Source organism: Kitasatospora sp. NPDC023385, from assembly GCF_055664045.1.
This window is the reverse complement of record NZ_JBVOOL010000015.1, coordinates 1-14,691: the sequence shown is the minus strand read 5'-3', so window position 1 is coordinate 14,691 and position 14,691 is coordinate 1. Positions and strand designations below refer to the sequence as shown.

Annotated in this window: 17 protein-coding genes; 8 read left to right on the top strand and 9 right to left on the bottom strand. The window is 73.5% G+C overall.

What is annotated here, in order from left to right; translation table 11 throughout:
* Positions 1-8 precede the first annotated feature (8 nt).
* Positions 9-836, bottom strand: a complete 828-nt coding sequence (locus AC0B61_RS23050) for a TIGR03084 family metal-binding protein (RefSeq protein ID WP_471742609.1) — start codon at positions 834-836, stop codon at positions 9-11.
* A gap of 217 nt (positions 837-1,053) precedes the next feature.
* Here AC0B61_RS23050 and AC0B61_RS23045 point away from each other — a divergent pair, with 217 nt between their 5' ends.
* Entirely contained in the window at positions 1,054-1,809 is a 756-nt protein-coding gene (locus AC0B61_RS23045) for a helix-turn-helix transcriptional regulator (protein ID WP_471742608.1), read from the top strand.
* A gap of 65 nt (positions 1,810-1,874) precedes the next feature.
* Here the strand turns inward: AC0B61_RS23045 and AC0B61_RS23040 are convergent, their stop codons facing one another.
* The 3 genes from AC0B61_RS23040 to AC0B61_RS23030 all read right to left on the bottom strand — a co-directional run bounded on the left by AC0B61_RS23040 (position 1,875) and on the right by AC0B61_RS23030 (position 4,764).
* Entirely contained in the window at positions 1,875-3,410 is a 1,536-nt protein-coding gene (locus AC0B61_RS23040; RefSeq protein WP_471742607.1) for an AMP-binding protein, read from the bottom strand.
* Positions 3,411-3,606: 196 nt separating this feature from the next.
* Positions 3,607-3,972: a MerR family transcriptional regulator gene (locus tag AC0B61_RS23035; RefSeq protein WP_471742606.1), complete on the bottom strand. Its 366-nt coding sequence runs from the start codon at positions 3,970-3,972 to the stop codon at positions 3,607-3,609.
* A 30-nt stretch (positions 3,973-4,002) separates the two neighbouring features.
* Positions 4,003-4,764 (bottom strand): SDR family NAD(P)-dependent oxidoreductase, encoded by a 762-nt coding sequence (locus AC0B61_RS23030; RefSeq protein ID WP_471742605.1) that lies wholly within the window; start codon positions 4,762-4,764, stop codon positions 4,003-4,005.
* Positions 4,765-4,985: 221 nt separating this feature from the next.
* Between AC0B61_RS23030 and AC0B61_RS23025 the strand changes: the two genes are divergently transcribed.
* From AC0B61_RS23025 to AC0B61_RS23015, 3 genes are read left to right on the top strand one after another with little or no spacing between them, the layout of a single operon-like run.
* Positions 4,986-5,447, top strand: a complete 462-nt coding sequence (locus tag AC0B61_RS23025) for a group II truncated hemoglobin (protein WP_471742604.1) — start codon at positions 4,986-4,988, stop codon at positions 5,445-5,447.
* The gene (locus tag AC0B61_RS23020; RefSeq protein WP_471742603.1) at positions 5,444-6,070 is read left to right on the top strand and encodes a GNAT family N-acetyltransferase; all 627 of its coding nucleotides are present in this window, start codon (positions 5,444-5,446) and stop codon (positions 6,068-6,070) included. The genes AC0B61_RS23025 and AC0B61_RS23020 overlap by 4 nt, the downstream gene beginning before the upstream one ends.
* A gap of 5 nt (positions 6,071-6,075) precedes the next feature.
* On the top strand, positions 6,076-6,462 hold the full coding sequence (locus AC0B61_RS23015) for a VOC family protein (protein ID WP_471742602.1): 387 nt from the start codon (positions 6,076-6,078) through the stop codon (positions 6,460-6,462).
* A 71-nt stretch (positions 6,463-6,533) separates the two neighbouring features.
* Here AC0B61_RS23015 and AC0B61_RS23010 read toward each other — a convergent pair whose 3' ends face one another.
* On the bottom strand, positions 6,534-7,139 hold the full coding sequence (locus AC0B61_RS23010; protein WP_471742601.1) for a maleylpyruvate isomerase N-terminal domain-containing protein: 606 nt from the start codon (positions 7,137-7,139) through the stop codon (positions 6,534-6,536).
* 148 nt (positions 7,140-7,287) lie between these two features.
* Between AC0B61_RS23010 and AC0B61_RS23005 the strand changes: the two genes are divergently transcribed.
* Positions 7,288-7,935 carry an NAD(P)-dependent oxidoreductase gene (locus AC0B61_RS23005; RefSeq protein WP_471742600.1) on the top strand — a complete coding sequence of 216 codons (648 nt, stop codon included), beginning with the start codon at positions 7,288-7,290 and terminating at the stop codon, positions 7,933-7,935.
* Positions 7,936-7,996: 61 nt separating this feature from the next.
* Here AC0B61_RS23005 and AC0B61_RS23000 read toward each other — a convergent pair whose 3' ends face one another.
* Positions 7,997-8,779, bottom strand: a complete 783-nt coding sequence (locus AC0B61_RS23000) for a dioxygenase family protein (RefSeq protein WP_471742599.1) — start codon at positions 8,777-8,779, stop codon at positions 7,997-7,999.
* 173 nt (positions 8,780-8,952) lie between these two features.
* On the opposite strand from AC0B61_RS23000, the gene AC0B61_RS22995 reads away from it, so the two are divergent.
* Entirely contained in the window at positions 8,953-9,420 is a 468-nt protein-coding gene (locus tag AC0B61_RS22995; protein ID WP_471742773.1) for a MarR family winged helix-turn-helix transcriptional regulator, read from the top strand.
* A 40-nt stretch (positions 9,421-9,460) separates the two neighbouring features.
* Here the strand turns inward: AC0B61_RS22995 and AC0B61_RS22990 are convergent, their stop codons facing one another.
* Positions 9,461-10,711, bottom strand: coding sequence for an RNA polymerase sigma factor (locus AC0B61_RS22990; RefSeq protein ID WP_471742598.1), 1,251 nt, complete (start codon positions 10,709-10,711; stop codon positions 9,461-9,463).
* A gap of 93 nt (positions 10,712-10,804) precedes the next feature.
* A complete protein-coding gene (locus AC0B61_RS22985; RefSeq protein ID WP_471742597.1) occupies positions 10,805-11,176 on the bottom strand; it encodes a YciI family protein in 372 nt (123 codons plus the stop codon).
* 450 nt (positions 11,177-11,626) lie between these two features.
* Here AC0B61_RS22985 and AC0B61_RS22980 point away from each other — a divergent pair, with 450 nt between their 5' ends.
* On the top strand, positions 11,627-12,145 hold the full coding sequence (locus AC0B61_RS22980; RefSeq protein WP_471742596.1) for a GNAT family N-acetyltransferase: 519 nt from the start codon (positions 11,627-11,629) through the stop codon (positions 12,143-12,145).
* A gap of 230 nt (positions 12,146-12,375) precedes the next feature.
* Positions 12,376-13,413: a sphingomyelin phosphodiesterase gene (locus AC0B61_RS22975; RefSeq protein ID WP_471742595.1), complete on the top strand. Its 1,038-nt coding sequence runs from the start codon at positions 12,376-12,378 to the stop codon at positions 13,411-13,413.
* Between the two features lie 25 nt (positions 13,414-13,438).
* Here AC0B61_RS22975 and AC0B61_RS22970 read toward each other — a convergent pair whose 3' ends face one another.
* On the bottom strand, positions 13,439-14,473 hold the full coding sequence (locus tag AC0B61_RS22970) for a LacI family DNA-binding transcriptional regulator (RefSeq protein WP_471742594.1): 1,035 nt from the start codon (positions 14,471-14,473) through the stop codon (positions 13,439-13,441).
* Positions 14,474-14,691: the final 218 nt, after the last annotated feature.

The following is a 14,691-nucleotide window of genomic DNA, read 5'->3' as shown; positions in this document are numbered from 1 at the left end:
CGGGCGGTCTACGAACCCGACCCGGGCGGCCGCCCCTTGCCGGGGGCTCCGGCGAAGGCCTGGGCGATCGGGAGCCAGGCGGTGGCGACGGGGCCGGTGGCGGTGAGGGCGAGGTCGTCCCGGTGGCGGCGCCTGGTCACCAGGAGGCAGAAGTCCAGGGCCGGGCCGGCCACCACGTCCTCCGCCCCGGCCGGGCCGAAGGTCCACGTCCCGCCGTCGGGGGCGGTCAGTTCGAGCCGGACCGGGCGCTCCGGCGCGGGCAGGCCGTGCACGGAGAAGGCGAAGGCGAGGGTGCGCAGCCCCAGGTGGGCGATGTGCCGCAGCCGGGCGGTCGGCTCGCGGGTGGCTCCGAGCGCGTCCGCGACGTCCTGGCCGTGCGCCCAGGTCTCCATCAGCCGGGCGGTCGCCATCGAGGCGGGCTTCATCGGCGGGCCGAACCAGGGCAGCCGGACGTCGGCGGGCACGGCGGTCAGGGCCGCCCGCACCTCCTCCCGTCCGGCCCGCCAGCGGGCGAGCAGCGCCGCAGGTTCGGCGGCCGCGCCCTCGCGCGCACCGTCCTCGACCGGGTCGGCGCCGGCTGTCGACAGCTCGCCGAAGCGGTCGCCGAGTGCCGCGCCGAAGCCCGCGGGGTCGCGTGCGGCCAGCGCCGTCCAGTCGTCGGTCCAGGCCAGGTGGGCGATCTGGTGGGCGATCGTCCAGCCCTCGGCGGGTGTCGGGCGGGCCCAGTCGGCTGCGGGCAGGGCGGCGACCAGCCCGTCCAGGGCCGCGCTCTCGGCGTGCAGGTCCTCCAGCAGTCCGCCCAGGACGTCTGCAGGGGTGTTCCGGTCCGTGGTCATCGTCTTCCCCGTCTTCTCGTCTTCTCGTCTTCTGGCTTTCTGATCTTCTGGTTCTTCTGGACTTCTCGTCGTTTCGTCGCTTCTCGACCAAGCGTGTTACCCGTCGGTAATCCCGGCCCGCACCCTACGCGGGGCCCGGCCGGCCCCGCCCGCGATTCCACCGAAGACGCACGTCAGGACTCTCGCCACCGGCCCCGCCGCGTGTGACAATCGCGCGATGAAAAGCGCGGACACCCCCCACGCCGCGCGCCCCGACGACCCCGAAGTCGCCGCGCGCGCCGCCGAACTGGTGCGGGACGCGGTGCTCGGCGACCTCGCCCGGCGGGTGGTGGCCGAGTGCGGCGCCGATGTCGGCCTGGTCGGCGTGCCCGAGCGGCTGCCCGGGAGCCGGGTCGGGAGTGAGGGCATGGTGTTGCGCCACTGGGCCGGCACCCGGGGGGACCTGCTGCACGACGTGGCCGTCCCGGTCGGCCTCGGTCTCGGCGGGCGCGCCCTCGCCGAACGGGCACCCACCTGGGTGCCCGACTACCGTGCGGACACGACCATTTCGCACCAGTACGACGCCGCCGTGGCCGCCGAGGACCTGTACGCGATGCTCACCGTCCCCCTGCTGGACGGCGGCACCGTGCACGGCGTGGTGTACGCCTCGGTGCGCGCCGTCGTGCCGTTCGGGGACGTCCGGATCTCCGCCGTCGGAAAGCTGGCCCAGGCGGCGGCCCGGGCGCTCGCCGGGGCCGCCGCCTGGAGCCGCGAGAAGTCCCGACCGGCCGCCCCCGTCCGGCCGTTGACCCCGCGCGAGTACGAGGTGCTGCGCTGGGCGGCGACCGGCCGGACCAACCCGGAGATCGCCGCCCGACTGGGCCTGACCCGCAACACCGTGACGGGCTACCTCAAGTCCGCGATGCACAAGCTCGGCGTCCGCAACCGGACCGAACTCGCCCTGGCGGCTCGGGAGTCAGGCCTGGTCGGCTGAGCCGCCGACTTGCCGACTTGCCGACTCGCCAAGCCGTCGGGTCACCGACTCGCCGAGCCGCCGCATCAGTTGACCTGCCGCTCCCGCCCGGTCCAGTACGCCTCGCGCAGCCGGAACTTCTGCAGCTTCCCGGTGGCGGTGCGCGGCAGGGTTTCCCGGATCTCCACCGTGGTGGGCGACTTGTAGCCGGCCAGCCGGTACTTGCAGTGCGCGATCAACTCGGCCTCGGTGACGCCCTCGTGGCCCTCCCGGAGCACCACCAGCGCCTTCACCGTCTCGCCCCACTTCTCGTGCGGCACCCCGATCACCGCCGCCTCCGCGACCGCCGGATGGCTGTACAGGCAGTCCTCCACCTCGATCGAGGAGACGTTCTCCCCGCCGCTGATGATGACGTCCTTCTTCCGGTCCGAGATGGTCAGTCGGCCGTCCTCCAGGGTGCCCCCGTCACCGGTGTGGAACCAGTCGTCCCGCAGTGCCTCGGCGGTCGCCTCCGGCTGCTGCCAGTAGCCGGCCAGGACGGTGTTGGAGCGCACCAGCACTTCGCCCTGATCGTCGACCCGCAGTCGGGTGCCGAGCGCCGGGGATCCGGCCTGGACGAGCTTCTCGGCCCGCTCGGCGGCCGGCAGCGCGTCCCACTCGGCCCGCGAGCGGTTGACCGTGACGATCGGGGAGGTCTCGGTCAGGCCGTAGAGCTGCATGAACTCCCAGCCCAGCTCCTCCTCGACGCGCTGCACCACCGATGTCGGCGGCGGGGCGCCGGCGACGATCATCCGCACCCGGTCCCGGCCGGGCACCGGGCCGTCCCAGTCGGCGGCCGCGTCCAGCACCATCTGGACCACGGCGGGTGCGCCGGACAGGAAGGTCACCCCGTGCCGCTCGACCCGGCGCAGGATCTCGGCGCCGTCCACCTTGCGCAGCACGATGTGCCGGGCGCCGAGCCCGGTGAGGGAGAACGGCATGCCCCAGCCGTTGGCGTGGAACATCGGCAGGGTGTGCAGGTAGACGTCGCGGTCGTTCGCGCCGTAGTGCAGGCCCATCAGGGTCGCGTTCAGCCAGACGTTGCGGTGGGTGAGCTGAACGCCCTTGGGGCGGGCGGTGGTTCCGCTGGTGTAGTTGATGGTGGCGGTGTCGTTCTCGGAGAGCGCGTACCGGCGGGGGGCGTGGTCGCCGTCGTACAGCACGGCGTCGCTGTCCGCGCCGAGCACGAACTTGTGCTCGGCCACCACCCCGCTCAGCTCGTCGGCGACCTCGGGGTCGACCAGCAGGACGGAGGCGCCGCTCTGCTCGACGATGTACGACACTTCCTCGGCCTTCAGCCGGAAGTTCACCGGCACCAGCACCCGGCCGTATCCGCTGACCCCGAAGAAGGAGGTGAGCAGCCGCGCCGAGTTGTGCGAGACGATCGCGACCCGTTCGCCGGGCCCGACTCCGAGCCGGTCCAGCCCGGCCGCCTGGGCCCGGGCGAGTTCGGCGATCCGGCGGTAGCTCAGCTCGCCCCAGGATTCGGCCGGCTGCACCGGTTCGTCGACGATGCCGACCCGGTCGCCGTAGACCAGCTCAGCCCGGTCGAGGAAGTCCATCACGGAGAGTGGAATCTGCATGCGCCCACTGTCCCCTCCCGTCGGCCCCCCGCATACCCCCGATCGGGGGTGCCGCCCCCTGCGCCGGGTCACGGTCATCGCCCGGGTGCCACCCTTGCGCCGGTTCGCCGTCCCCGCGCGGGTGTCACCCTTGCGCCGGTTCGCCGTCCCCGCGCGGGTGTCACCCTTGCGCCGGTTCGCCGTCCCCGCGCTGGTGTCACCCTTGCGCCGGGCTTCCGGCGGCCGCCGCGAGGGCCGCCAGCAGCCGGTCCCGCGCCTCCGTCTGGACGGCGATCCGCCGTTCCACCACCGCCAGCCGCTCCCGGGTGATCCGCAGCACCCGCTCCGACGGGCGCTGCGACAGCACGTCCCCGTCCAGGCAGCCCAGGAGCGGCCGGATGTCCGCCAGGGTGAGCCCGGCGGCCACCAGCGCACGGATGTTGCGCACCCGGACGACCGCCGACTGCGGGTATTCGCGGTAGCCGTTCGGCTCGCGCTCGGAGTCGATCAGCCCGGTCTGCTCGTAGTGCCGCAGCGCCCGGACGGTCGCACCCGTCGTCCGTGCCAGCTCGCCGATCCGCATCCGTACGGCCTCCTCCTCGTCGTCCGCGCGTCAGCCCACCAGCGCGCCCCCGTCGACGGAGAACACTACGCCGGTCACGAACGAGGCTTGCGGGGACGCGAGTTGCACGATCGCCCAGGCCACTTCGGCGGGGCGGCCGATCCGTCCGAGCGGGGTGTGGGCGATCTGCCAGGCCCGCAGCGCCGCCGACTGCTCGGGGCTGTGCCCCGCGTGCTCGCCGATGGGGGTGTCGACGGCTCCCGGAGCCACCGCCACCACCCGGATCCCGCGCGGCGCCAGCTCGACCGCCCAGCTGCGGGTCACCGTCTCCAGCGCGGCCTTGCCCGCCGGATACACCGCGTTGGACGGCCAGCCGCGCTGCCCGACGGCGGTGCTGACGTTGACGATGACGCCCCGGCTCTCCGCCAGCGCCGGCAGGGCGGCCTGGCCCAGCAGGACCGGGGCGACCAGGTTGGTGCCCAGCAACGCCTCGATGCCCTCGCGGGTGTACCCGCCGAGCTGCCCGCCGCCGCTGACGCCCGCGTTGTTCACCAGCACGTCCAGCCGCCCGAACCGGTCCAGCGCCGCCTCGACGATCGCCTCCGGCGCGCCCGGCCCGGTCACGTCCGCGACCAGCGGGTCGATCCGGTCCGGGTACGCGGCCGCCGTCTCCGCCAGCGGCTCCGGCCGCCGCCCGACCGCCAGCACCCGCGCGCCCTCGGCCGCGAAGGCCCGCGCGGTCTCGCGCCCGATCCCGGTCCCGGCCCCGGTGACCACCACGACCCGACCCTCTGCTGCGTTCACAGTGTCCATGCGGCAACCCTCCGACCCTGCCGCCAGTGGCAGGGTCAAGCGGGAGCGTCGGGGCGCCGTCCGCCAGGGCGTGGGGCACGACCGACTCCGGCCCGGGAGCAGGAACACCGCCCTCCGCTTGCTGAGCCCGACGCGAACGGCGGCCCGCAGCACCGGCGCAGCCGCCGCCCGCCTGCTAGGAAGGTCGCACTGCACGGCACACACCCACGGGGAGCACACTCATGAACGACCAACGGCCCGACACCCTCTACGACGCCGTCGGCGGCATCGACGCCCTGCGCCGCCTCAGCCACACCTTCTACCGGGGCGTCCTCGCCGACCCGCTGCTCGCCCCCGTCTTCGCCGACTTCACCCCCACCCACATCGAGCACGTCGCCGTCTGGCTGGCCGAGGTCTTCGGCGGCCCGACCGGCTTCACCGACGGGCTCGGGGGCCACCAGGCCCTGCTGCGCGCCCACCTGGGCCTGGCCATCACCGAGGAGCAGCGGCTGCGCTGGATGGAGCTGATGGCCGAGGCGGTCCGCGAGGAACTGCCCGAGGACGAGCAGCTGCGCCGCCGGGTGCTGGAGTACTTCGACTGGGGCACGAAGATCGCCGAGGACGTGTCCGCCTCCCCGGCCGGCACCGACCTCGGCGACCCCGGCCCGACCCCGCGCTGGGGCTGGCAGGGGCTGCAGAAGTGACCGCCACCGCACACCCGACCATCCCGGACCCGACGATCGCGCACCCGAGAATCCCGCACCCGGCGATCCCGCGTCCGATGATCCCGCCCCCGACCGCGGAGGGCCTGGTGCTGCGCCCCTTCGAGGATGCCGACGCGCCGGCCCTGGTCGCGGTCTACCGGGACGAGACGCTGCGCCGCTTCACCCGCAACCCGGTGCAGGACCCCGAGCAGGCCGCGCACTGGCTGGCCCTGCAGTACGAGGGCCGGGCGGCCGGCACCCGGTACAGCTTCGCCGTCCTGGACGCCGGCGAACTGGTCGGCAACGTCGTGCTCAAGCGCGGCGCCCCGAGCGGGGGGACGGCCGAGGTGGGGTACTGGACGGCGGGCCCGGCCCGCGGCCGGGGCGTGGCCCCGCGCGCGGTGGAGGCGCTCACCGTCTGGGCCTTCGCCGTCTTCGCCGACGACGGCCTGCACCGGATCGACCTGCTGCACGAGGGCGACAACCAGGCCTCCTGCCGGGTCGCGGAGAAGTGCGGCTACCGGTTCGAGGAGATCGTTCCGGCCTTCCCGCCGTACCCTCGGGACGGTCACCGGCACGCCCGGAAAAGGCTGGACGGATCCGAACGACGCCCGTCAGAGTAGGCCGCATGGCTTCTCTGGTACGACATGTGACGATCGACTGCGCCGACCCGCACACCCTGGCCTCGTTCTGGGCCCGGGCGTTGGAGGGCACCCTGGGGGAGGACGACAACCCGGGCGACGAGGAGGCGGTGGTGGATTCCGCCGGCGTCTCGCTGCTGTTCATCCGGGTGCCCGACGGCAAGTCGGCGAAGAACCGGGTCCACCTCGACCTGCAGCCGCACGACCGCAGCCGGGACGAGGAGGTGGAGCGCCTGGTCGCCCTGGGCGCCACCGTGCTGGCCGACCACCGCACCCCGGACGGCAAGGGCTGGGCCACCCTGGCCGATCCGGAGGGCAACGAGTTCTGTGTCGAGCGCAGCAGGGCCGAACGCGTCGCCACCGGCGACGCATGACCCCCGGCCGATCCCGCTCCTGACCCGGGCCGATCCCGCGCCTGGCACCGGCTGACCCCGGCCGGTCCCGGCTAGTCGTCCCACTCGCCCATGGCCGCCCGCCAGTGCCACGTGGACGTGCGCGGGCGGCCGTCCAGTTCTCCGCGCCCGGTGCACCAGAGCAGGGTGGTGGCCTCGGGCTGTGCGGACGCCTCCTCGCGCGGTGCGTCGGGGAAGAGCCGGTGGAGCACGAAGGCGCACAGTTCTTCGGGCGGCTGCCAGGGCAGGCCGAGGCCGAGGGTGATGTCGTGGGTGTGCAGCAGCAGTTCGGCGACGCCCATGGCCGCGAAGCCCCGCGGGCCGCACGGCCCGTGGTGGTAGGCGCGCAGGTCGGGCAGGGTGACGTCGAGGGTGGTGGCGAGGAGTCGCCCGGCGGCGGTGACGACGCTGAGCACCTGGGCCGGCCCGGCCTCGGGGTGGACGGTGAGGTCGAACGGCAGGTAGCGGTCCCGGGGCCGGGCGGCGAGCTGGCCGGCGTAGGCGAGCAGGTCGTGGGCGATGTGGGCGGCGGTGTCGCGGCAGCTCCACTCCACGGGCCCGGCCGGGGTGTTCCAGTCGCGGTCCTCGGTGTGCGGGGCGAGGATCCGCAGGGAGGCGTCGAGGGCGTCCCGTACGGGGTCGCCGTCCATCATGATCATTATTCGGCCGCTCCTTCGGAGGCACGTGCACGGGCCGTCACACGATAGGCCGAAGCCCCGGGCCGCCGCCGGGAGTCCGTCCGATAATCAACCTGTCCGACGCCGTTCGGCGCGTGCGGCCCCCACCGAGCTGACAGGCAGGTACTCCATGGCCAGAATCGCCGTGATCGGCGCCAACGGCACCATCGGCAGCGCGGTCGTCGCGGAGGCTGCGGCGCGCGGGCACGAGGTCGCCGCCGTGGTCCGAAACCCGGAGCGCTACCAGGGCGGGGCGGCCCTGGTCGAGCGCGCGGACGTACTGGACCCGGCGGACGTCGCCCGGGTCGCGGCCGGCCGGGACGTGCTGGTGAGCGCAGTCGGCGGGGGCGACGGCCCCGGCCACCTGGCGCTGATCGAGCCCGCCGCCCGCTCCCTGGTCGAGGGACTGCGCCTGCTCGGCGACGCCGCGCCCCGGCTCGTCGCGGTCGGCGGGGCGGGCAGCCTGGAGACCGCGCCGGGCGTGCGGGTCTGGGACGCCCCGGGGCTGCCGGAACCGATCCTGCAGATCATGCACGCGCACGGCGCGGCGCTGGACTTCTACCGGATGGTCTCCGACATCCGCTGGACGGTGCTCAGCCCGGCCGCCGAGATCGGGCCGGGGGAGCGGTCCGGCCGCTACCGCACCGGGCTGGAGCAGCTGCTCACCGACGAGCAGGGGCGCAGCCGGATCTCGGTGCCGGACTACGCGGTCGCCCTGGTGGACGAGATCGAGCAGCCCGAGCACATCGGCGAGCGCTTCACCTGCTGCTCGCTGTAGCGGCGAGCGGGGGCGGGGTGAAACTGCATGGGGCTGTACCGGACGGAGCTGGACCGGGTTCTCAGCCCAGCTGGATCGAGCGCTTGGCCAGCCCCATCCAGAACCCGTCGATGACGCTGCGCTGGCTGTCCAGGTCGGCCTCGCCGGCGCCGAGGGTGACGAACAGCGGGGCGAAGTGTTCGGTGCGCGGGTGGGCGAGGCGCCCGGCGGGAGCCTTGTGCTCGAAGTCGAGCAGCGCGTCGAGGTCGTGGGCTTCCAGGGCGCGCCGGCCCCAGTCGTCGAACTCGGCCATCACCGAGGTGATCCGGCCGTCGCTGCTGAGTGCCCTCAGGTTGTGGGTGAAGAAGCCGCTGCCGACGATCAGCACGCCCTCGTCGCGCAGCGGGGCGAGCTTGCGGCCGATCTCCAGCAGTCGCTGCGGGTCGAGGGTGGGCAGCGAGACCTGCAGCACGGGCAGGTCGGCCTCCGGGTACATCTCCACCAGCGGGACGTACGCGCCGTGGTCGAGCCCGCGGTCGGGGATGTCCTGGACGGGCGTGCCGGGGGAGCGCAGCAGCTTGCGGACGCGCTCGGCGAGTTCCGGCGCGCCGGGGGCGGCGTACCGGACCCGGTAGTAGTGCTCGGGGAAGCCCCAGAAGTCGTAGACCAGCGGGGTGGTGGTGACGGCGCCGAGGGCGAGCGGGGCCTCCTCCCAGTGGGCGGAGACCATCAGCACGGCCTTGGGCCGGGGCAGGTCGGCGGACCAGGCGGCCAGCTCGCCCGGCCAGACCGGGTCGTCGGCCAGTGGCGGGGCGCCGTGCGACAGGTACAGGGCGGGCATGCGCTCGGGGGCCGCGGCGCTCATGGCGTCCTCCTCGGGGACCGGATCGGGCTGGTTCAGGCGGGTTCTGGCAGGTTCGGGCGGGTTCGCGGGTGCCGGACGCGACCCATGTTGTTCAAATTTGAACCTCTACTCCGATCGACGGTACACCTTCGTTCGAATTTGAACAACGGGAGTAGGCTTCCCCCATGTCCTCTCTGAACGAACCCCGCTGGCTGGACCCGGACGAGATGGCCGCCTGGCGGGGCTTCGTCGTCGCGAGCAACCTGCTGAACCGCCGGCTGGAACGCCAGCTCAAGGAGGACTCCGGCCTCTCGCACCAGCAGTACGAGATCCTGGTGCACCTGTCCGCCGCCCCCGGCGACTCGCTGCGGATGACCGAACTCGCCGACCGGCTGGTCACCTCCAAGAGCGGCCTCACCTACCAGGTCACCCAACTGGAACGGATCGGCCTGGTCGTCCGCCGCTCCTGCCCCAGCGACGTGCGCGGCGTCATCGCCGAACTCACCGACGAGGGCCGGGAGATGCTCCGCCGGGCCGCGCCCGGGCACGTCGCCCTGGTGCGCGAGCTGCTGATCGACGTGCTCACCCGCGAGCAGTTGGCCGTCCTCGCCGAAGGCCTCGGCGAGGTCAGCGCCCGGCTGCGCCTGGATGAGACACCCTGACCCCGACCTGGCCGTCGGCGGGCCCTGACCCGACCCCGGCCTAACCCCGAACGGGCCCGCCGTCCCCGAGCCCTGCCGCCCGCTCCCGCAGCAGCTCCCGCTCCCGCTCGTTGCGGGTCAGCTCCGCCGCCCGCTCGAACTCCGCCCGCGCCTCGCCCGTCCGCCCCATCCGGGCCAGCAGATCGCCCCGCACGCTCGGCAGCAGGTGGTAGCCGCGGAGGGCCGGCTCGGCCGCCAGCGCGTCCACCAACTCCAGTGCGGCGGCCGGGCCCCGGGCCATCGAGACGGCCACCGCCCGGTTCAGCGCAACCACCGGGGACGGCGACAGCACCAGCAGCCGCTCGTACAGCGCGGCGATCATCGTCCAGTCGGTGTCCGCGTAGCGTCGCGCCTTGGCGTGGCAGGCGGCGATCACGGCCTGCACCGAGTACGGTCCGGTGCCCGCCCGCCGCAGGGCGTCGAAGCCGCGCCGGACCAGCAGCCCGTCCCAGCGGGCCCGGTTCTGCTCGGCCAGCAGCACCGGCCGGCCGTCGGGCCCGGTCCGGGCGGCGGTGCGCGAGGCCTGGAACTCCAGCAGCGCGGCCAGCCCGTGCGCCTCCGGCTCGGCGGGCATCAGCGCGGCCAGCACCCGGGCCAGCCGCAGCGCGTCCTCGCACAGGCCCGGGCGCAGCAGGTCGTCCCCCGCCGTCGCCGAGTAGCCCTCGTTGAAGATCAGGTAGATGACCTCCAGCACCGAGGAGAGCCGCTGCGCCCGGTCCTCGCGGGACGGCACCTCGAACGGCACCCCGGCCTTCGCCAGCGTCCGCTTCGCCCGGACGATCCGCTGCGCCACCGTCGACTCGGGCACCAGGAACGCGCGGGCGATCTCCGGCGTGGTCAGCCCGCCGAGCAGCCGGAGGGTGAGGGCGATCCGCGCTTCCGCCGACAGCACCGGGTGGCAGGCGGTGAAGATCAGCCGCAGCAGGTCGTCGTCGATGTCGTCCGGCTCGGCCGGCTCCGGGGGCGGTGCATCCGCCAACGACCGCCCCACCTCGGCGAGTTTGCGGGCGTAGGCCTCCCGGCGGCGGACCAGGTCGATCGCCCGGTGCTTGGCGGTGGCCGTCAGCCAGGCGCCCGGACTGTCCGGGACGCCCTCCCGGGGCCACCGCTCCAGCGCGGCCACCAGCGCGTCCTGCGCCAGCTCTTCGGCGATGCCCACGTCCCGTACGATCCGGGCGGCCCCCGCGATGATCCGTGCGGACTCGATCCGGAACACCGTCTCGACGGCCGCCGCCGCATCCCTCTCCGTCACGGCCACCCATCAGAGCAGTCGGCGGAGAGGGAGGCAAACACCGCCGCGGCCACCGTTGCCACGGGAATCACCGCGGGGAATCACCGCGGGGGATCACTGCGGGGGCTGCACCATCTCCTCGATCTGCCGGACCTCCGACTCGACCCGCCACTGGGCCGGGTGGATGCTGAGGAAGCGGCGGGTCCACTCCAGGGCCTCCGCCTTGTCCTTGCACTGCAGGATGGCGTAGCCGCCGATGACCTCCTTGGTCTCGGTGAACGGCCCGTCGGTGTAGCCGATCTTCCCGTCGTTCCAGGCCACCCGGGTGCCCTGGGAGGTCGGGGTCAGCCCGGCGGTCTCCAGCATCACCCCGGCCTTGGTGATCTCCTCGAACAGGGCCCCCATCCGCTGGTCGAACTCCGGGTCCGGCTCCCATCCGGTGCGGGCCTGCTCGTCGATCCGGATCAGCGTCATGAAGCGCGGCATGGTGACTCCTCGGTTGGTCGGGCGGGGCTTCTCCCCGCCTCTCACCCCTGCGTCGAACGGGCTCGCGCCGGATCGACACCCGCCGCGAAGAAAATTTCCCCAGGTTTCCACGGTTCCGCGACTTCCGGGATCGCCCGTGCCGCAGACCCCGAGGAAACCCCGCCTTCACCATGGCATCTGCGGATGAATAACGCCTTTCAGTACCGCAGCTGCGAATGTCACGCCCGTCCCTCGGGTGCTCCTCCTCCGGGTCGCAGCGCCGCGGCCCGGAAGGAGGGAGCGTCATGAGCTCCCTGACCCCCGTGAGACCCACCGTCCGGCTGCACGGCCACCTCGACCGGCCCGTCGAGCTGCACCGCACCGCGTGACCCCGCGGTCCGCGGTGGCGCCTTGGGAAGAGTGTGGCAAAAGCGCTCGCAGGAGCCGGGTTTCCGTGCCAACATGCCCCATATGGGGACGATTCTGCACGGCACCCTGGTCACGCTCCGCCCGGCCACCGTCGAGGACATCCCGGCCCTGGCGGCCATCCGTGGCACGCCCGAGGTGTTCGCCCGCTGGCGGGGTGGTGACGACCTGCCCGCCGAGGTCGCCAACGACCTGGAATCGCCCGACACCGAGACCTTCGCGATCGACGTGGGTGGCCAGGTGGTCGGCGCCATCCAGTGGTACGCCAACAACGACGACGAGTACCGGCACGCCGGGATGGACCTCTACCTCGACCCGTCGGTGCACGGCGTGGGCCTGGGCACCGACGCCGTGCGCACGATGGCCCGGCACCTGGTGCACGAGCACCACTACCACCGGCTGGTGATCGACCCGGCCGCGGACAACCTCGCCGCTATCCGCTGCTACACCAAGGTCGGCTTCCGGACCGTCGGCACCATGCGCCAGTACGAGCGCGGTTCGGACGGCACCTGGCACGACAACCTGCTGATGGATCTGCTCGCGGACGAACTGCTGGAGGACTGACGGCGGTTCGCGCGGACTCCGGCAGACGGTGCGAGGGTGTACAGACATCTTTCCACCCACCTGCCGTGACCTGTACAGACATCTCGCGGCCACGTGATCGGCCGGAGCTGCTCTCCTGGCGTTCTTCCCCAAGTACCGGGCGGTAGCTAACGTTCGTCCGCCAGTCCCCGGCCGCCGGTCAACCCGGCTGCCGGGCCCGCAGGGTAGACGAATCCCCCAGGAGAACGCCCATGCTCTCGCGTCGCACGGCCACCGCCCTCACCTCGGCGGCCGCCGCCGCACTGCTGCTCGGCGGCACCGCCCCGAGCGCCATCGCCGGCACCCCGGCGAGCCCCACCACGCTGTCCGTCTTCGCGTTCAACGTCGACCTCGGCACCGCCGTCGTCGACAGCACCCAGAACGAGCAGGCCGCCCGCCGCACCCCGGTGATCGAGCAGATCGTCCGTCAGCACAACGCCGACGTCGTCATCCTGGACGAGCAGTTCAACAACAGCTCGACCGCCGACATCAACAGCAAGCTCGCCGACCTCTACCCGTACCGCACCCCGGTGGTCGGCGGCACCTGCTCCGGCGGCGGCTGGACGGGCGTCAGCGGCAACTGCTCCAGCTCGTGGTTCGTCATCAACGGCGGCACGATGATCCTCTCCAAGTACCCGATCGCCGCCCAGTACGCCCACGTGTTCGGCAACTCGACGTACGGCACCTGGGACTACCACGCCAACAAGGGCGCGGCACTGGTGAAGGTGACCAAGAACGGCAGCACCGCCTGGGTGGTCGGCACCCACCTGCAGGCCGACGAGTCGGACGTCTCCACCGACACCACCCAGTCCACCCGGCTCGGCCAGCTCGCCGAGATCCGCGCCTGGGTGGACGGGATCGTCGGCAGCGGCGCCCCGGTGCTGATCGGCGGCGACCTCAACGTCGAGTACGACCACGGGCAGGCCCGCGGCGACTACGCCAACGCCCAGAACGCGGTGAACGGCGTGCTCGGCACCCCGGCCACCGACCCCGGCCAGAGCCTGGCCACCATGGACTGCCCGGTCTCCGCCTGGTGCCAGTACATGGCGGGCGTCGAGACCTTCCCCAAGGACTACCGCGACGACCTCGACTACATCGGCTACCTCAACGCCCCGGGCCGGCCGGTGCCGACCGCGATGTCGACCGTGAAGGTCGACTTCGACCCGCAGCCGGGCTGGGCGCCGGGGCAGCCCGACACCAACGCGCCCAGCGACCACTACCCGGTCGAGGCCGCGTTCCAGCTGAACTGACGCCCGGCGAGGACGAGTCGGCGGCTCAGCCCAGGGCCGCCCGGCCCGGCGCCGGGCAGCCGCAGGAGCGCCGCACCACCAGCCGGGCCGGAAAGGTCCGCGCGCCGGTGGCGCGGCGCTCGGCCCCGCCGAGCACGAGCTCCAGCGCGGCGCGGGCCATCTCGTCCTGCGCGGTGGTCACGGTGGTGAGCGCCGGTCCGGCGATCACCGCCTCGGCGATGTCGTCGAAACCGGCCACCGCGAGGTCCTCCGGCACCCGGATCCCCAGGTCGTCGGCGGCCCGCAGCAGGCCGATCGCCTGGTCGTCCGTCGCGCAGAACACGGCGGACGGCCGGTCGGGCCGGGCGAGCAGCGCCAGCGCCTCGGCGTGCGCCCGGACGCGGTCGAACGGCGCCGGGGTGAGCTGACCCTCGGTGGACAGCCCGGCCTCCTCCAGCGCGGCGATCCAGCCGGCCGTCCGGCCGGTCACCGGGTCGTGCGGGCTGAGGGCGCGGGTGCCGCCGAAGCAGTGCACCCCGGCGTGCCCGTGCCCCAGCAGGTGGCGGACCACCTCGCGGGCGCCGCCCTCGTCGTCCGCGACCACGGCGACGCCGTCGGCGCTCTCCGCCCGGTGGTGCAGCAGCACGACCGGGGTGCCGTCGGCCACGTCGAAGCCGGTCAGCCCGGGGGTGGCCGGGTCCTGGGTGACCAGGATCAGGCCGTCCACCTGCATCCCGAGGAAAGCCCGGATGTAGTGCGCCTCGCGTTCGTCGGCGTAGTCGGAGTTGCCGATCAGCAGCAGCCGGCCGTGCTCGGCGGCGGCCTGCTCGACGGCGTGGGCGAGCCCGGCGAAGAACGGCTGGCGGGCGTCCGGCACGACCATCCCGAGCAGGTCGGTCCGCCGCCGCGCCATGGCCTGGGCGACCCGGTTGGGCCGGTAGCCGAGCTCGTCGACCGCCGCGAGCACCCGCGCCCGGGTCGCCGGCGCCACCGGCCGCGGCCCGTCGTTGATCACATAACTCACGACCGCCGTGGACGTCCCCGCCGCCCGCGCCACATCGTCCCTCGTCACCCTCGCCATGAGCGTTGAGCCTACACAGCACCTCCGACACCCCGACCAGCGCGTTTCCGCACACCGGTCGGCTGCGGGGCGGCTCCCGGGCGCACGCCCGGTCAGTGGCGTCCGCCTCACGGGTCGGAACAGCTAGTACTCCAGCAGGACTTCGGTGTTTTGCCTGGTCAGAGGCTGCGTGGTGCAGTGTAGTGGGCTGATTGTCCGTCAGGGGCGGTCTTCAGGAG